Below are 16,519 nucleotides of genomic sequence, written 5' to 3'. Positions count from 1 at the left end.
CTCAACATGACGGGGTAGCGAGCCCGATCGGCGCGCCCTTCGTCGAAAAGCCAAGGCCCAAACGGCCTCTCGAACAACCCTGGGTCGTGCGACTGGCAGGGGCCGGCCTGGTGCTGGCTCTGGTCGCGGTGGTGGCCATCTGCATGGTCAGTTTCTCGGGCGGCTTCCTGAACACCGTCAAGGTGACCGTGGCCGCGCCGCGCAGCGGCCTGGTGCTCGATACGGACGCCAAGGTGAAGATCCGGGGCGTCGAGATCGGCCGCGTCACCGGTGTGCACAACTCCGGTGACGATGCGCGCATCGAATTGGCGGTGGACCCGGACAAATTGAAGATGGTGCCCGCCAATGCGGTTGTGGACATTCGCTCCACCACCGTCTTCGGTGCGAAGTACATCAACTTCATTGCTCCGCAGGATCCTTCGGCCGATTCGCTGCGCCCCGGTGCGACCGTGCAGGCGCAGGCGGTGACCGTCGAATTCAATACGATCTTCCAGCACCTCAACGATGTGCTCTCGAAAGTGGCGCCGGAGAAGCTGAATGCCACGCTGACGGCACTGGGCTCGGCGCTGCAGGGACGCGGTCAGAAGCTCGGGCAGCTGCTGTCCGATAGTGACGCCTTCCTGCGCGATATCAACCCCAGCCTGCCGACGCTGCAGGACGACCTGCAGAAGACCACCGCGGTGACCGGTCTCTACGCCGATACCGCGCCGGATCTGCTGAACACCACCAGTAATCTGGTGACCACCAGCGGCACCCTCGTGGACTCCGAGCAGAAGATCGATTCGCTGCTGACCAACCTGATCGGGTTGTCCGGCACCGCGACTCCGATTCTGAACGACACCGTTCCGCCGCTCACGGAGGCGCTGCGACTGCTGCGGCCGACCCTCGGGACGCTGAACGAATACCAGTCCGCGATCGGCTGCGTCATCAACGGCATCGGGCCGATGATGCCCATCTACGGTCAGCTCTTCGGTGGCCGTTATCCGGCGGTCTCCATGAACGCCAGCTTCATGCCCGCCGGCGAGCCCTACAAGTACCCGGAGGATCTGCCGAAGGTGAATGCCACCGGTGGCCCGCACTGTGAGGGCGTACTCGATCACAAGCCCGGTGATCTGCCCAACTACCTGCTCACCGATACCTCGGAGGGCCATATCTGGTCGCCGCCCACCACGCCGAGCATCAACGGCCCGAGCGTCTTCCAGCTGTTGTTCGCCGGACTGCCGGGGGTGAAGTAGGTGAAGTTCGCACCGCGCCCCGTCACGATCAAGCTCGGCATATTCACGCTCGTCATGGTTTTGGTGATGGGCATGCTCGGCGTGGTCCTGAGCCAGATGCGGTTCTCCCGAGAGAACGGTTACCACGCGATCTTCACCAACTCGTCGGGCATTCTGCCCGGCGCCAAGGTGCGCATCGCGGGTGTCCCGGTCGGCTCGATCAGCAAGGTGACCGTCGGCAAGGACAAGCTCGCACACGTCGATTTCGATGTGGACCGCAAGTACCGGCTCTACGCCAGCACGACCGCGACCATCCGCTACGAGAACCTCGTCGGTGACCGGTACCTGGAGCTGCTCGAAGGCCCCGGCACCGCGCAGCTGATGGCCAAGGGCTCGACGATGGGCACCGATCGGACCAAGCCCGCGCTCGATCTGGATATGCTGCTCGGCGGTTTCAAACCGCTGCTGCGCGGCCTGGATCCGACGCAGGTCAACGACCTCACCGAGGCACTGCTGCAGGTCTTCCAGGGCCAGGGAGGCACGCTCGTCTCGCTGCTCAACAGTGGCGGGTCCTTCGCCAAGACGCTCGCCGATCGAGATGCCTTGATCGGCAGTGTGATCAACAATCTGAAGACGGTGCTGGGCACCATCGACCAGCGGGACAAGGCGTTCGGCACCACGCTGGACGAATTGCAGCGCCTGGTCAGCGGTCTCGCGGCCGACAAGGATCCGATCGGTGACGCGATTCCGCGGATCTCCGGCGCCACCGGCGATCTCACCAATCTGCTCACCGAGGCCCGCCCCGATCTGAAGAACACGATCACGCAGCTGGGCCACACGGCGGAGAACGTGGACAACCAGTCCGACGAGATCCAGTGGATCATTCAGAACCTGCCGGACGCCTACAAGAAGCTGGTGCGTATCGGCTCCTACGGCTCCTTCCTGAATATTTACGTCTGTGGTACCGACTTCCTGGTCGACGGTCCCGAAGGCAAGCCGTCGCTGCTCAAGTTGCCCGCTGCGCAGACCAGCGGAAGGTGTGCGAAGTGAACGGAAATCGCCTGATCAATGTGGGCATCATCGGCATCGTGCTCGCGGTGACGATCTCCCTGGCGTCCCTGCAGTTCGACCGGTTGCCGTTCCTGGCCAACGGCGCGCACTACACCGCGTATTTCGGTGATGCGGGCGGCCTGCTGCCGGGTGACAATGTGCAGGTCGCGGGCGTCAAGGTCGGTCGCGTGGAAGATGTGAAGCTGGACGGCGCCAAGGTCGCCGTGCGCTTCGCGCTCGATTCCGCGATCGGCCTGGGCACCAAGTCGACCGCCGCCATCAAGACCAATACGGTGCTCGGCCGGAAGTCGCTGGAGGTGACTCCGGCCGGACCGGGCACGCTGCGCTCGAATGATCCGATTCCGTTGGAGCGCACCACTTCTCCGTACTCGCTCAACGACGCACTCGGTGATCTGTCCACGACCGTCAAGGGTCTGGACATGGGGCAGGTGAATACGACGCTGGACGCGCTGTCCGCGACATTCAAGGACACGCCCGCGCCGCTGCGGTCCGCACTGGACGGCATTACCGCCCTGTCGCGCAGTATCAATACTCGCGACCAGGCGCTGACCGATCTGCTCAGCAAGGCCCAAGGCGTCACCAAGGTGCTCGCCGATCGGGCGGACAAGATCAACGCTTTGCTGGTGGACGGCAACAGCCTGCTCGGCGAGCTCGATGCCCGGCGTACCGCGCTCGGTCAGATGATCACCTACATCAACCAGCTCGCGCAGCAGCTCACCGGCTTCGTCAACGACAACGAGGCGCAGCTCAAACCGACACTGGACAAACTGAATTCGGTGCTCGCCATGCTGCAGAAGAACAAGCAGAGCCTCTCCGACGCGCTCGACGCCCTCGGCCCGTACGCGGGTGCGCTGGGTGAGCAGGTCGGCAGCGGCCCGTACTTCCAGGCCTACATTTCGAACGCGACCAGTAAGGGCCTCCAGCCCCTGATCGACGCGCTGGTGTGGCCCGAGCATCTGCCCAGTGACCTGAAGTCCTACCTGGACAACGGGAATCAGCAGCCTCCGGGCCTTTACCCGGCGCAGACGGAGCCCGGCAAATGAACGCATTCAAGAACGCCGGCAAGCGTGTCGGCACACTGCCCCGCTGGGCGAAGATCGTCGCACTGCTGGCCGTCGTGGCCATTGTGGCCGGCATCGGATACTCGGCGCTGACCCGTATCGGCAAGACGCAGATCACCGCGTATTTCCCGTCAACCAGCGGCTTGTACGCCGGTGACCAGGTGCGGGTGCTCGGAGTGCATGTGGGCCGCATCGATTCGGTCGACCCGGGCAAGGACAAGGTCACGGTCAAGATGACCATCGACCGCGGCATCGACCTGCCCGCCGATGCCAAGGCTGTGATCGTGTCGCCGTCGCTGGTGTCCGCGCGCTTCATCCAGATCGCCCCCGCCTACACCGGTGGACCCAAGATGAAGGACGGTGGGAGTATTCCCATCGAGCACACCGCCGTTCCGGTGGAGTGGGACGACATCAAGGCCGAACTGTCCAAGCTGGCAACCACTCTCGGTCCCGTCGGTGAGGACAAGCAGGGTTCCTTCGGACGCTTCGTCGATACCGCCGCGAACAATCTCGACGGCAATGGCCAGGCGTTCCGCGACACCCTCAAGGAACTGTCCGGCGCGCTGAACACCCTGTCGGACGGGCGTACCGACCTGTTCGGGACCATTCGCAATCTGCAGCAGTTCGTGGACGTGCTCTCCAAGAGCGATGACCAGATCGTGCAGTTCGGCGGACGGCTCGCCTCGGTGTCCTCGGTGCTCGCGGGGGTGTCCGGCGATCTCGGTGCGGGACTGGACAATCTGGACTCCGCGGTGAGCGATGTGCAGCGTTTCATCGATTCGCGCGGCGGCGCGCTGACCGAGGGCGTGCAGCGGCTGTCCGATGTCACCCAGTTGCTCGTGGACAAGCGCCCCGAACTGGAGGAGGTGCTGCACTCCGGTCCCACCGCGCTGCTCAACTTCTATCAGATCTACAAGCCCGCCCTGGGCGCTGTGACCGGTTACCCGGTGCTGACCAACTTCGCCAATCCGCTGAGCTTCCTGTGCGGTTCGGTCGAGGCACTGGGCGCCAACGATTCCGACAAGTCCGCGAGCCTGTGCTCGACGATCCTCGGTCCGGTGCTGCAGAGCTTGGCTTTCAACTATCCGAACTTCATGCTCAGTACCCCCACCACCGCGACCGCCTATCCGGAGCAGATCAAGGCCAGTACTCCGGATGTGGCCGCGCGGGCCGCCAGTCAGGTCGTCGTGCCGAATAACCTTGCTGAGCTGGCTCTTCCGGGAGGCAACTGATGAAGACCATCATCGGACGCAGGCGGGCGGCAGGCCTGGCGATCGGTATCGCCGTTGCCTTGAGCGCCACCGGATGTGAATGGGACGGCCTGAACTCGCTGCCCATGCCGGGCACCCAGGGCACCGGCGACGGCTCCTGGCAGGTCAAGATCCAGATGCCGAATGTCACCACGCTGACCCGTAATTCGCCGGTCCGCGTCAATGACGTCACCGTCGGCTCGGTCACCGATATCGAGGTGGAGGGCTGGCACGCGCTGGTCACCATCGGCCTCAACAAGGGCGTCAAGGTGCCGGCCAACGCACTTGCCAAGATCGGCCAGACCAGTCTGCTCGGCAGCAATCATCTGGAGCTGGACCCGCCGACAGACGTTGCGCCGCAAGGGGAATTGAAGGCCGGTGACGTCATCCCGCTGGAGCGGGCGGGCGCCTACCCGACCACCGAGCAGGTGCTGTCGTCGCTGTCGGTCGTGCTCAACGGCGGCGGTATCAGCCAGCTGGAGAACATCACCGGTGAGCTGAACAAGGCCCTCGACGGCAATACCGACTCCGTGCGCGACCTGCTGCCACAGCTGAATACGCTCGCGACCACCCTGGACGGTCAGACCAAGGACATCATCGCCACCATGGGCGGGCTGGACCGGTTCGCGGGAGTCCTTGCGCAGCAGAAGGATCGGCTGGCGTCGGCCATCGACAATATTCACCCGGCGCTGACCGTCCTCGCCGACCGGCGGCAGAAGATCACCGAGGCACTCACCTCGCTGGGCGGTCTCAGCAATGTCATCTCACAGCTGGTGGACAAGGGCGGCGACAACCTCACCGCCGATCTGCATAATCTGTGGCCCGTGCTGCAAACGATCGGCGATACCGGCGAAAACCTCAGCAAGGCGCTCGGTATGCTGCTCACCTTCCCGTTCTCCATGCACGATATGGACGGCGCGGTGCGCGGCGACTACCTCAATGTGAAGATCACCTTTGACCTCACCTCGGCGCGACTGACGAAGAACTTCCTCATCGGCACTCCGCTCGGACCGCGGTACACCGGCGTGGAGGGCGCGCTCGGACAGCAGGGCGGCACCCCCGGTGATCCCGTTGATCCGAAGGTTGCTCCGCTGCAGCCGAAGCCGGAGTCGCAGCAGCCGAGTATTCCGGGTCTGCCGCCTATTCCGGGTCTGCCCGCGATCCCGGGGATCACCGTGCCGCAAGGGAGTGGAAAGTGAAACTCACCCGGTTCGTCAAGATCCAGCTCGTCATCTTCTCCGTGCTGACCCTCATCGGTCTCTCGGTGATGGGCGGCCAGTACATCAAGATTCCGGCCATGTTCGGCATCGGGCGCTATGACGTGACGGTGCTGCTGCAGGCCACCGGCGGGCTCTACGAGAACGCCAATGTGGCCTATCGCGGCACCAATATCGGCAAGGTGCAGGAGGTTCGGCTCACGCCGGACGGTGTCGCCGCCAAACTGTCCATCGACAGCGACTACAAGATCCCGTCCGATGTGGACGCCTGGGTCAAGAGTGTGTCCGCGATCGGTGAGCAGTACGTGGACCTGGTGCCGGTCGATAATCCCAAGGGCGGCAACCTGAAAGACGGCTCGGTCATTCAGGTCGATCGCACCAAGCTGCCGCAGGATGTCGGCACGCTGCTCGACCAGACCGACCGGTTGCTCAGCAGCGTCGCCGATACCAAGCTGCGCCAGGTCATCGACGACGCCTTCACCGCCTTCGACGGCGCCGGTCCGGATCTGCAGAAGTTCATCGACTCCGCATCGCTGCTGGTGCAGGAGGCGAAGAACAATACCGACGCCACCAAGGATCTGATCGACAAGATCGGCCCGCTGCTGGACACCCAGGTGCAGTCCGACTCGTCCATCCGGGAGTGGACCAAGGACCTGTCCACCGTGACAGATCAACTGCGCCAACATGATCCGGCGCTGCGCAGTGTCCTCAACAAGGCGCCCGGCACGCTCTCGGGTGCCACCAAGCTATTCCAGGACATGAAGCCGACGCTGCCGCTTCTCGCCCGCAATCTGGCGAGCGTCGGTCAGGTCAGCTACATCTACAACCCGAGCATCGAGCAGCTGCTGGTGGTCTTCCCGCCGCTGATCGCCGGACTGCTCGCCGTCGCGACGAACGGCCCGACCGAATACGGCGCCATGGTCGACTTCATGGTCAGCGTCAACGACCCGCAGGGCTGTCAGACCGGCTTCCTGCCGCCCGAGCAGCGGCGCTCGGCCGCCCTGCGCGATCATCCGGACACCCCGTCCGGGCTGTACTGCAAGGTGGCGCAGAACGCGCCGTTCGACGTCCGCGGTATCCGCAATACGCCGTGTATGGAATTCCCGGGCAAGCGCGCGCCCACGCCGGAACTGTGCCGCGACCCGCAGGGCTACCAGCCCGAGGGCGACAACCCGCAGTCCGGCCCGCCGCACCCGGTCGCACCGGCGAGCGACACCACCCCGGGCGCACCCGATGGGACCCAACCGGCCTCGGTGGAAACACGTCCGTACGATCCGAAGAGCGGAACCGTCCTCGATCAGGACGGCCGGTCCTTGCGGATCGCCAATGTCGGAGCCGACGGCTCCGGCGTGGTGCCGGCCAGCCTGACATCTATGGTCCAGGAGCAGTTGAAATGAGTGAAACCAGCGGGGTGAACAAGCGGACCCGACGGCGCGCCATCCGATCGGAGGGCCCGCCGCCGGACGAACCGGGAACCACACGGGTGTTCGTGGCCAAGGTTCCGGCGGCTGACGCCTCGCTGGTCGAGGAAGCCGTGGCCGAGCCGGCCGCGGGCGCGGACACCGCGGCCCTGGTGGAGGACGCGCCCGCCGCCGCAGCGGTGCAGGACGCGCCGCCCGTGGCAGCCGAGGACGCCGCGGAGCCGGTGGACCCGGATACCGAGACGGTGAGCCTGGTCAAGGGCGCCGCCGCCGAATCCACCGCGGGTGAGGCCGCCGAATCCGAAGCGCCCGCAGCTGTTTCGGCCGGAGCGACCAGTCGCTGGCAGTGGATCGTGGCGGCGGCAGCGCTCGTGCTGGCGTTGGCGGTGGGAGCCGGGACCGTGTTCATGGGCATCCAGCGCAACCATCTCGCCGATCAGGAGGCCATGCGCGCGGAGTACGTGCAGACCGCCAAGCAGGCCATGATCAACATTACGAATATCAGCGCGGACACCGCCCAGGACGACATCAAGCGCGTGCTCCAGGTGACCTCGGGTGATTTGGCGACCGAATACACCCAGCGCAAGGACGATTACGCGGCGATCGTGAAGAAGGCCGCGGTGCACGCCAAGGGCGAGGTCGTCGAGGCTGCCCTGCAGAGCGCCGACGATCAGTCCGCGATCGTGCTGGTCGCGGTCAAGCAGGTGCTGACCAATGCCGGCTCGGATGCCCCGCAGCAGCGCCAGTTTCGCTTCAAGGTGACCCTGGCCCGCAATGACAAGGGGATCACCGCGACCGGGATGGAGATGGTGGTATGAGCCCGAAACTGCGTTTCCGCCCGAAACTGCGAATCAGAGTGAGTCTGCGCAATCTGCTGATCGTGGGCGGTGCGCTCACACTGCTGGTCGCCAGCCTCGCCGCCGGGTCGTGGGTCGGCTACGGCTGGTGGCAGGACCGGAGTGTGGCCTCGGCCCGCGACGATTCCACGATCGTCGCCAAGCGCACCGTCGAGGGCATGTTCGGCTACAACTACCACAGCATCGACGATCAGATGAAGAAGGTCACCGGGGATATGACCCCGGACTTCAAGGCGGACTGGATGAAGGTGACCAACTCGGTCCTCGCACCCGGCGCCAAGGACAAGCAACTCGTCGTCGAGGCGACCGTGGTGGAGACCGGCGTGATCAGCGCCAGTGCGGACCACACCGAGATCATGATCTTCCTGAACCAGAAGAGCACCGGCAAGGACGCGAGCAAGGGCACCTACGACGCCAGTCGCCTCCGGGTCAAGATGGATCACAAGGGCGGTCACTGGCTGGTGGCGGACGTCAACCCGATCTAGCTGCCGCACAACATCATAAGCTGCAGCGCGCCGTGACCACGGTGCCCTGCAGCTTTTTCGTGGTACCGCGTAATGGGGCCGGAAGCGCTGTGCGGCAGGCGAAGCCGGGACCTGCCCCGGCGGTGGCCCAGCCTTCGTGCTGAAGGGCTGAGTCACCGCTACAGGTTGGTCAGTGCTGGACGTCCGGGTCCACGTCGTCGTCGGACAGCAGGGCGCTGCCTGCCACCCGATCCTGGGCCAGGGCGTCCAGGAAGGCGCGGGCCCAGCGGTCCACGTCGTGAGTGAGGACCTGCCTGCGCAGGGAGCGCATGCGGCGGCGGCGGGTGTCGCGGTCGTCTTCGATGGCGGAGACGATGGCGTCCTTGACGCTGTCCAGGTCGTGCGGGTTGCACAGGTAGGCCTGGCGCAATTCGGCTGCGGCGCCGGTGAATTCGCTCAGCACCAGGGCGCCGCTGAGGCCGCCCTGGCAGGCCACGTACTCCTTGGCCACCAGATTCATGCCGTCGCGCAGCGGGGTCACCAGCATGACGTCGGCCGCCACGAAGAACGACAGCAGTTCCTCGCGGGGGATCGGGCGGTGCAGGTAGTGCACGACCGGGTAGCCGACGCGGGCGTATTCGCCGTTGATGCGCCCGACCTGGCGTTCGATATCGCCGCGCATCTGGATGTAGGACTCCACCCGTTCGCGGCTCGGGGTGGCCAGCTGCACCACCACCGTGTCGGCGGGATCTATCCGGCCCTCCTGCAGCAGCTCCTCGAGCGCGGCCAGGCGGATATCGATGCCCTTGGTGTAGTCGAGGCGGTCGACGCCCAGCAGGATGGTCTTCGGATTGCCGAGCTCCGCACGGATTTTCGAGGCCCGCTCGCGCACGCTGCGGCGGCGCGACATCTCGTCCAGTTCGGTGGAGGTGATGGAGATGGGGAACGCGCCCACCCGCACGGTGCGGAAACCCACCTGCACCACACCGAGTTTCGAGCGCACACCCACGCTGCCACGTGAAGTCGGTTGCCCGGCAAGCCTTCTCGCCAGGTAGAGGAAGTTCTGCGCGCCCCCGGGCAGGTGGAACCCGATCAGGTCGGCGCCCAGCAGACCTTCGACGATCTCTGTGCGCCAAGGCATTTGCATGAACAGCTCGACCGGCGGGAACGGAATGTGCAGGAAGAAGCCGATGGTCAGATCCGGGCGCAGCATGCGCAGCATCTTCGGGACCAGCTGCAGCTGATAGTCCTGTACCCAGACGGTGGCGCCCTCGGCGGCCACCTTCGCGGTGTACTCGGCGAAACGGCGGTTCACCTGCACGTAGGCCTGCCACCACTTGCGGTCGTAGACCGGGCGCACGATCACATCGTGATACAGCGGCCACAGGGTGCCGTTGGAGAAACCCTCGTAGTAGTCGGCGACCTCATCGGCCGAGAGCGGTACCGGATGCAGTTCCAGCCCGTCTTCGACGATCGGGTCCATCTCGACATCGGGGACGCCCGCCCAGCCCACCCAGGCGCCCTTGTTGTTGCGCAGCACCGGTTCCAGAGCGGTCACCAGGCCACCGGGACTGCGTTTCCAGCGTGTGGTGCCGTCCGGCAGCTTCTCGAGGTCGACCGGTAACCGGTTCGCGACTACGACGAAACCTGAACCGGCGCTATCCGGGTTCACAGGCTCATTCGCCCCGCGTGGCGGGAGCGATGCCGAGCATCGAAAGGAGCATGCGGCATTCGTCTGCGTCGGTGGCGTATGCGGCCACTACGCGCTGGGCCTGACGTGCGGTTTCGTCGGCGAGTGGTTCCAGATCGTCGTCCGCGATGTCTTTGGCGCTGCTGTTCGCGGCCATCATCATGTCCTCTCGGGGATGTCTGCTCAGCTTACGAGGAACCCATCCTATCTGGATGCCTCACAGGAACTGGTCCCTCGGTGGACAGCGAGCTCGAAACGCAATGCTGTGCTGATTTGCCCTCCGCTTCGCTCCGGGCGGGTTCGCGGCCCTGGAGTCTCGTTCTTCCCTCCTTCCGCTCCTCCGCTGCGCTCCCCCGCTCCACTCAGTCCAGAACGAGACGGGCCGCGAACATGGGGTTGGCTATACGGTGGTTTGAGCAAGAGTGGGTTCGATTCGATGAAGGGGTCGCAGTAATGCCGTTGGCCACGGTGCACGGAATCTCGTTGAACTACCAGGTCAAAGGGTCCGGTCCGCTGGTCGTCATGATCATGGGGACGGGGAGCCCGGGACGGGTGTGGGAACTGCACCAGGTGCCCGCGCTGGTGGCGGCCGGATACAAGGTGTGCACGTTCGACAATCGCGGCATCGCACCGTCCTTCGAGGCCGCCCAGGGCATGACCATCGACGATCTGGTGGGCGATACCGCCGGGCTCATCGAATTCCTCGGCGAGGGTCCGGCTCTGGTGGTCGGTCAATCCATGGGCTCGCGGGTGGCGCAGGAATTGGCGCTCGCGCGGCCGGATCTGGTGCGCAAGGCCGTTTTCATGGCCGGGCACGCCCGGCTCGATCAGCTGCAGAAGACGCTCTCGCTCGGCGAGCACGAGCTGGACGTGTCCGGTGTGCGGCTGCCCGCCAAGTACGACGCCGCCATGACCGCGCTCATGAACCTGTCTCCGGCGACCCTGGCGGACCCGCACGCGGGCCGCGATTGGCTGGACCTGTTCGAATTCACCGGTGGCCCGGTGACGCCCGGTGTGCGCGCACAGCGGCGGATGGATCACGACTTCGACCGCACGGCCGCCTACCGCAAGATCACGGTGCCCTGTCTGTCCATGGGATTCGCCGATGACCGGATGATTCCGCCGTATCTGTCCCGCGAGGTCGCGGAGGCTATTCCGGGCGCGCGCTACCAAGAGGTCCCCGATGCCGGGCACTACGGCTACCTGGAACGACCCGAGATCGTGAACAAGATCCTGCTGGAATTCTTCGCGGGCTGAAGGTAACCGCCCAGGCGTAACGTCCGCCTTGCTAGGGTCGAATCAACGTCGGGGGTTCGTCCTAACGCTGCGGTACCCAAACCCAGCGGTCGGATGGTCCTTCAGCGTTCCTGTACACAGCGCCAGTATCCAGTGAGGTGAAATGAGCACCAATCCTTTCGATGACGAAGACGGCCGGTTCTTCGTCCTGGTCAACGACGAGGAACAGCATTCCCTGTGGCCGGCCTTCGCCGAGGTTCCGGCGGGTTGGCGGGTCGTGTTCGGCGAGGACTCGCGCGCCGCATGCGTCGAGTACGTCGAGAAGAATTGGACGGATATGCGTCCCAAGAGCCTTCGCGATGCCATGGCCGCCGATGACGCGGCACGTCAGGCGGCGCAGTCCTGATATTGGCGGTTGACCCGATACTGCGCAGGAACGGTTCCGAACGCGGCAGGTGGCGCCCCAGGCGCCCCTGACGCAGTTCGGCTCGTCTCCTGACGGTTATCGATCGGCCCGGACGTCGGCTTTTCCGCGCAGCCGACTCACCGGGTTATGATCGACACCGCCTTCGCCTCCTTAGCTCAGTGGTAGAGCACCGCTCTTGTAAAGCGAAGGTCGTCAGTTCAATCCTGACAGGGGGCTCTGTACCGCCTCCCCGGATCTTTCACGGTCACCGGGGAGGCGGTTACTTTTTGCGCGGGCCGGCGGTCGGGTGGTGGCGTAGTTCTGGGGGTGCCCCAGGAGTTACCCCGAATCTTGCGAGATCGGTTGTTGCGTTCCAGCGCCTGGTCCAGGTGGTGTGTTCCAGCTGGGATCGGTTGTCGCGGTTTGGATTCATCCCTCTCAGGAAACTCCCAGCGGAGGTCCAGGAACTTTGACGCCCGAGGCAGCAGGATGAGGTCATGACAGGTGTGCCCGCGCCCCGTGAGGCCGAAGCCAAAGTGCTGGTGGTCGATGACGAACCGATGATCGTCGAGTTGTTGTCGGTGAGTTTGCGTTATCAGGGGTTCGAGGTGGCTACGGCCAGTAGTGGGACCGAGGGGCTGGATCGGGCGAAGATGTTCCGGCCGGATGCGCTCATCGTGGATGTGATGATGCCGGGGATGGACGGTTTCGGGCTGCTGCGGCGGCTGCGGGCGGACGGGATCGATGCCCCGGTGCTGTTCCTGACCGCGCGTGACGAGGTCGAGGACAAGATCACCGGATTGACCCTCGGCGCCGACGATTACGTGACCAAGCCGTTCAGCCTCGAGGAAGTGGTGGCCCGGCTGCGGGTGATCCTGCGGCGGGCGGGACGTGCCGCGCCGGAGGAGAAGTCGTCGCGGCTGCGGTTCGCCGATATCGAACTCGACGACGATACGCACGAGGTGTGGAAGGCGGGGGAGCCGATTCCGTTGTCGCCCACCGAATTCACGCTGCTGCGCTACTTCATGGTGAATGCCGGCACGGTGCTGAGCAAGCCGCGCATTCTGGATCACGTGTGGCGCTACGACTTCGGCGGTGAGGTCGGCGTGGTCGAGACCTATGTGTCCTACCTGCGCAAGAAGGTGGACACCGGGCCGGATCGGCTCATTCACACTCTGCGCGGGGTCGGTTACGTCATGAGGGAGCCGCATCGCAGGTCGGCTGCGAAGTGAGCCCACGCGCCCGGCTGTCGGATCGGCTCGCGGCCGTTCCGCTGCGAACCACGCTGGCGCTGGCGCTGGTTTCGCTGGCCGGGCTCGGATTGCTGGTTTCCGGCCTGGCCGTGACCTCACTCATGCGCAATGTGCTGCTGGGTCGGCTCGATCAGTCGCTCTACGATGCCGCGCACGGCTGGGCGCAGCCGGGGCTCACGCGCCCGGAGCCGCTGCCCACGCCGCCCGGGAAGCGGGAACGCCCCGCGCAATTGCTCTATGTGCGCGTGGTGGATTCGTCCGGCAATCTGGTGCTGCACCTCGACGTGGGTTCGACCGAGCCCGATGTGCCCGCCGATCTCGGCCATCACCCGATCACGGTCGGTTCGATCGGTGACGGCGGTGAGCAGTGGCGGATCATGCGCACCACCAACCAATACGGCACCAGCACAGTCGGATTGCGGCTCGATGAGACCAAAGGCATTCTGGACCGGCTGATTCTGCTGCAGGCGGTGATCGGGGCGCTGGTGCTGGCGGCCCTGGCGGTCGTTGCGCGCCTGGTCATCCGGCGCAGTCTGAAACCCCTGGGCGAAGTCGAGAGAACCGCGGCCGCCATTGCCGGCGGCGATCTGCATCAGCGAGTTCCGGTGCGCGGCAACGACACCGAGGTGGATCATCTGTCGCAATCGCTGAACACCATGCTGACCCAGATTCAGCAGGCGTTCGCGGCGACCGAGGCCTCCGAGGAGGGCGCGCGCCGATCCGAGGCCAAGATGCGGCGTTTCATCGCCGATGCCAGTCATGAATTGCGCACGCCGCTGACCACCATCAAGGGGTTTTCGGAGCTGTATCGGCAGGGCGCGATCACCGAGCCCGGCATGCTCATGAATCGCATCGAGAGCGAATCCAAGCGGATGAGCCTGCTGGTGGAGGATCTGCTCATGCTGGCCCGGCTGGACGCGCAGCGGCCCGTCGAGCGGCGGCCGGTGGATCTGCTGGCGCTGGCCAGCGATGCGGTGCACAATGCCCGCGCGCAGGCGGCGGTGCAGAATCCGGATGCGGAACCGCGCCCGATCGATCTGGAGATCCGTTCCGGCGCGGGCACTCTGGAGATCGCGGGGGATGAGGCGCGACTGCGGCAGATCCTCGGCAATCTGGTGAGCAATGCCCTGGTGCACACGCCGCCCGATGCGGCGGTCACGGTGCGGCTCACGCCCTCCGAGCAGGAGGTGCTGATCGAGGTCAGCGATACCGGGCCCGGCCTGGAGCAGGAGCAGGCCGAGCGGGTCTTCGAGCGCTTCTATCGCACCGACAGCTCCCGCAGTCGCGTGAGCGGCGGTACCGGACTGGGACTTTCGATCGTGCAGGCCCTGGTCACCGCGCACGACGGCGCGGTGTCCGTGGCCAGTACGCCGGGCGCGGGCACCACCTTCAGCGTGTGCCTGCCCCGGACGGGTCAGTCGGGGACGTTGGCGCCGTAGCCGAGATCGCGCAGCGCCTGCTTGATCTTGGCCTGCGCCTCGTCCATGGATTCCTTGCTCGGCTCCGGATCGGCGCCGGTGATATCGAAATCACCGAGTTCGAAGGCCGGGAACACGTGCAGGTGCAGATGCGGCACCTCCAGTCCGGCGATGAGCAGACCCGCGCGCGGCGCGTCCCAGGCCGCGCGGACGGCCTTGCCGATGCGCTGGGCGACCGTGGTCATCCGGGAGAAGGTTTCGGGGTCCAGATCCTGCCACTGGTCGATCTCCTTGCGCGGCACGACCAGGGTGTGCCCCTGCGTCACCGGGGCAATGGTCAGGAAGGCGACGAATTCATCGTCCTCCCACACGAATCGGCCCGGCAGCTGACCTTCGATGATCAATGAGAAAACAGAAGCCATGAGCCTTATTTTGCCCCGCTCCGCTCCGCGCGGGGCGGAGCGGGGCATACACAGCCTCTGCCCTGAGAGACATCCGCCCGAAAGTTCGCGGCCCGTCTCGTTCTGGACCGAGTGGAGTGGGGGAGCGCAGCGGAGGCGCGGAGGGAGGGAAGAACGAGACATCAGGGGCCGCGAACCCGCCGCAGCGAAGCGGAGGCAGAAAATACAGTGCTCCGGGCACGCTTTAAGCTGTCTGCCGTGCGCGTACTCGTCATCGGATCCGGAGCCCGTGAACATGCCCTCGCCCTGGCTCTGCGCCGGGACCCGGCGGTGACCGCGGTGGCGGTCGCGCCCGGTAATGCGGGGATTGCTCAACATGTCGACGTGCGAGCGGTCGACCCCAGCTCGGGCGACGAGGTGGTCGCGCTGGCTCGGGAGTTGAAGTCGGACCTGGTCGTGATCGGTCCCGAGGTGCCGCTGGTGCTCGGTGTGGCCGATGCGGTGCGGGCCGCGGGCATCGCGGCCTTCGGGCCGTCGGCGGCCGCCGCGCGCATCGAGGGGTCCAAGGCTTTTGCCAAGGACGTCATGAACGCGGCGGGCGTGCGCACCGCGCACAGTGAGATCGTCGATCATCCGGGTGAGCTGGATGCCGCGCTCGATCGCTTCGGGCCCACCTGGGTCGTGAAGGACGACGGGCTGGCCGCGGGCAAGGGCGTGGTGGTGACCGCCGACCGCCGGATCGCGCGTGACCACGGCGCGGAGCTGCTGGAGAACGGGCATCCGGTGCTGCTGGAGTCCTTCCTCGACGGTCCCGAGGTGTCGCTGTTCTGTCTTGTCGACGGCGAGAATGTGGTGCCGCTGCTGCCCGCCCAGGATCACAAGCGGGTCGGCGACGGCGATACCGGGCCCAATACCGGCGGCATGGGCGCGTATACGCCGCTGCCGTGGCTGACCGACGAAACGCTGCGGGCCATTGTCGATGATGTGGTGAAACCCGTTGCGGCCGAAATGGTCCGGCGCGGCGTGCCGTTCAGCGGCCTGCTGTACGCGGGGCTGGCCATCGGGCAGTCCGGGCCCGCCGTCATCGAATTCAACTGCCGCTTCGGCGATCCCGAGACCCAGGCCGTGCTGGCCATGCTGGAAAGCCCGATCGGCGAGCTGCTGCACGCCACCGCCACCGGCACCCTCGATCAGGTCGCGGCGCCGCGCTGGAAGGACGGCTCGGCCGTCACCGTGGTGCTGGCTGCTGAGAACTACCCGGGCCGGCCGCGCAGCGGCGATGTCATCTCCGGAGCCGAATCCTCCGGCGCCGGAACCGAATCCGAGGTGCTGCACGCCGGTACCGCCCAGCGCGCGGACGGTTCGATCGTCTCCGCGGGCGGGCGTGTGCTGGCCATTGTCGGGCAGGGCGCCGACCTCGCCGAGGCTCGCAAGAACGCCTACGACCGGCTCGCGGGTATCAAACTGCCCGGCGGCCACTACCGCACCGATATCGCGCTCGCGGCCACCGAGGGACGGATCACCATCCCCGCACCGGCGGTCTGACACCGAACCTCTTCG

16 protein-coding genes and 1 tRNA gene are annotated in these 16,519 nt (G+C 65.8%); 14 read left to right on the top strand and 3 right to left on the bottom strand.

The features are described 5' to 3' along the window. Positions 1-86: 86 nt before the first annotated feature. The 8 genes from OG716_RS28690 to OG716_RS28655 are packed head-to-tail and all read left to right on the top strand — an operon-like array spanning position 87 to position 8,576. The gene (locus tag OG716_RS28690; RefSeq protein WP_405133704.1) at positions 87-1,235 is read left to right on the top strand and encodes an MCE family protein; all 1,149 of its coding nucleotides are present in this window, start codon (positions 87-89) and stop codon (positions 1,233-1,235) included. Continuing rightward, positions 1,236-2,264, top strand: a complete 1,029-nt coding sequence (locus OG716_RS28685; protein ID WP_405133703.1) for an MCE family protein — start codon at positions 1,236-1,238, stop codon at positions 2,262-2,264. It begins immediately after the preceding gene. Further along, the gene (locus OG716_RS28680) at positions 2,261-3,328 is read left to right on the top strand and encodes an MCE family protein (RefSeq protein ID WP_405133702.1); all 1,068 of its coding nucleotides are present in this window, start codon (positions 2,261-2,263) and stop codon (positions 3,326-3,328) included. Before OG716_RS28685 ends, OG716_RS28680 begins: the two co-directional genes overlap by 4 nt. Beyond that, positions 3,325-4,578 carry an MCE family protein gene (locus tag OG716_RS28675; RefSeq protein WP_405133701.1) on the top strand — a complete coding sequence of 418 codons (1,254 nt, stop codon included), beginning with the start codon at positions 3,325-3,327 and terminating at the stop codon, positions 4,576-4,578. The genes OG716_RS28680 and OG716_RS28675 overlap by 4 nt, the downstream gene beginning before the upstream one ends. Beyond that, a complete protein-coding gene (locus tag OG716_RS28670; protein WP_405133700.1) occupies positions 4,578-5,795 on the top strand; it encodes an MCE family protein in 1,218 nt (405 codons plus the stop codon). The genes OG716_RS28675 and OG716_RS28670 overlap by 1 nt, the downstream gene beginning before the upstream one ends. Further along, on the top strand, positions 5,792-7,210 hold the full coding sequence (locus OG716_RS28665) for an MCE family protein (protein ID WP_405133699.1): 1,419 nt from the start codon (positions 5,792-5,794) through the stop codon (positions 7,208-7,210). Before OG716_RS28670 ends, OG716_RS28665 begins: the two co-directional genes overlap by 4 nt. Then, positions 7,207-8,052: a hypothetical protein gene (locus OG716_RS28660; RefSeq protein WP_405133698.1), complete on the top strand. Its 846-nt coding sequence runs from the start codon at positions 7,207-7,209 to the stop codon at positions 8,050-8,052. The genes OG716_RS28665 and OG716_RS28660 overlap by 4 nt, the downstream gene beginning before the upstream one ends. Beyond that, complete coding sequence (locus tag OG716_RS28655; RefSeq protein ID WP_405133697.1) at positions 8,049-8,576, top strand: hypothetical protein; 528 nt, start codon at positions 8,049-8,051, stop codon at positions 8,574-8,576. Before OG716_RS28660 ends, OG716_RS28655 begins: the two co-directional genes overlap by 4 nt. A 169-nt stretch (positions 8,577-8,745) precedes the next feature. Here the strand turns inward: OG716_RS28655 and OG716_RS28650 are convergent, their stop codons facing one another. Next, positions 8,746-10,227, bottom strand: coding sequence for a trehalose-6-phosphate synthase (locus OG716_RS28650; protein WP_405133696.1), 1,482 nt, complete (start codon positions 10,225-10,227; stop codon positions 8,746-8,748). Between the two features lie 4 nt (positions 10,228-10,231). Next, a complete protein-coding gene (locus OG716_RS28645; protein ID WP_297627155.1) occupies positions 10,232-10,402 on the bottom strand; it encodes a hypothetical protein in 171 nt (56 codons plus the stop codon). A gap of 296 nt (positions 10,403-10,698) precedes the next feature. On the opposite strand from OG716_RS28645, the gene OG716_RS28640 reads away from it, so the two are divergent. From OG716_RS28640 to OG716_RS28620, 5 genes are all read left to right on the top strand, one after another. Next, the gene (locus OG716_RS28640; protein WP_405133695.1) at positions 10,699-11,502 is read left to right on the top strand and encodes an alpha/beta fold hydrolase; all 804 of its coding nucleotides are present in this window, start codon (positions 10,699-10,701) and stop codon (positions 11,500-11,502) included. A 142-nt stretch (positions 11,503-11,644) separates the two neighbouring features. Further along, entirely contained in the window at positions 11,645-11,887 is a 243-nt protein-coding gene (locus tag OG716_RS28635; protein WP_019931522.1) for an MbtH family protein, read from the top strand. Positions 11,888-12,052: 165 nt separating this feature from the next. Then, positions 12,053-12,124, top strand: a tRNA-Thr gene (locus OG716_RS28630). Between the two features lie 260 nt (positions 12,125-12,384). Continuing rightward, the gene (locus tag OG716_RS28625) at positions 12,385-13,119 is read left to right on the top strand and encodes a response regulator transcription factor (protein WP_355124006.1); all 735 of its coding nucleotides are present in this window, start codon (positions 12,385-12,387) and stop codon (positions 13,117-13,119) included. Then, positions 13,116-14,579, top strand: coding sequence for a sensor histidine kinase (locus tag OG716_RS28620; protein ID WP_405133694.1), 1,464 nt, complete (start codon positions 13,116-13,118; stop codon positions 14,577-14,579). Before OG716_RS28625 ends, OG716_RS28620 begins: the two co-directional genes overlap by 4 nt. Here OG716_RS28620 and OG716_RS28615 read toward each other — a convergent pair. Next, positions 14,555-14,980, bottom strand: coding sequence for an HIT family protein (locus tag OG716_RS28615; protein WP_297623368.1), 426 nt, complete (start codon positions 14,978-14,980; stop codon positions 14,555-14,557). The two genes, OG716_RS28620 and OG716_RS28615, sit on opposite strands and share 25 nt — an antisense overlap. A 237-nt stretch (positions 14,981-15,217) precedes the next feature. Here OG716_RS28615 and purD point away from each other — a divergent pair, with 237 nt between their 5' ends. Beyond that, on the top strand, positions 15,218-16,504 hold the full coding sequence (purD, locus tag OG716_RS28610) for a phosphoribosylamine--glycine ligase (RefSeq protein WP_405133693.1): 1,287 nt from the start codon (positions 15,218-15,220) through the stop codon (positions 16,502-16,504). Positions 16,505-16,519: the final 15 nt, after the last annotated feature.

Origin of the sequence: Nocardia sp. NBC_01388, from assembly GCF_045040085.1 — a bacterium.
Classification (GTDB): Bacteria; Actinomycetota; Actinomycetes; order Mycobacteriales; family Mycobacteriaceae; genus Nocardia.
Note: the sequence above shows the minus strand (reverse complement) of the source record. Positions and strands in the feature narration are given on the sequence as shown.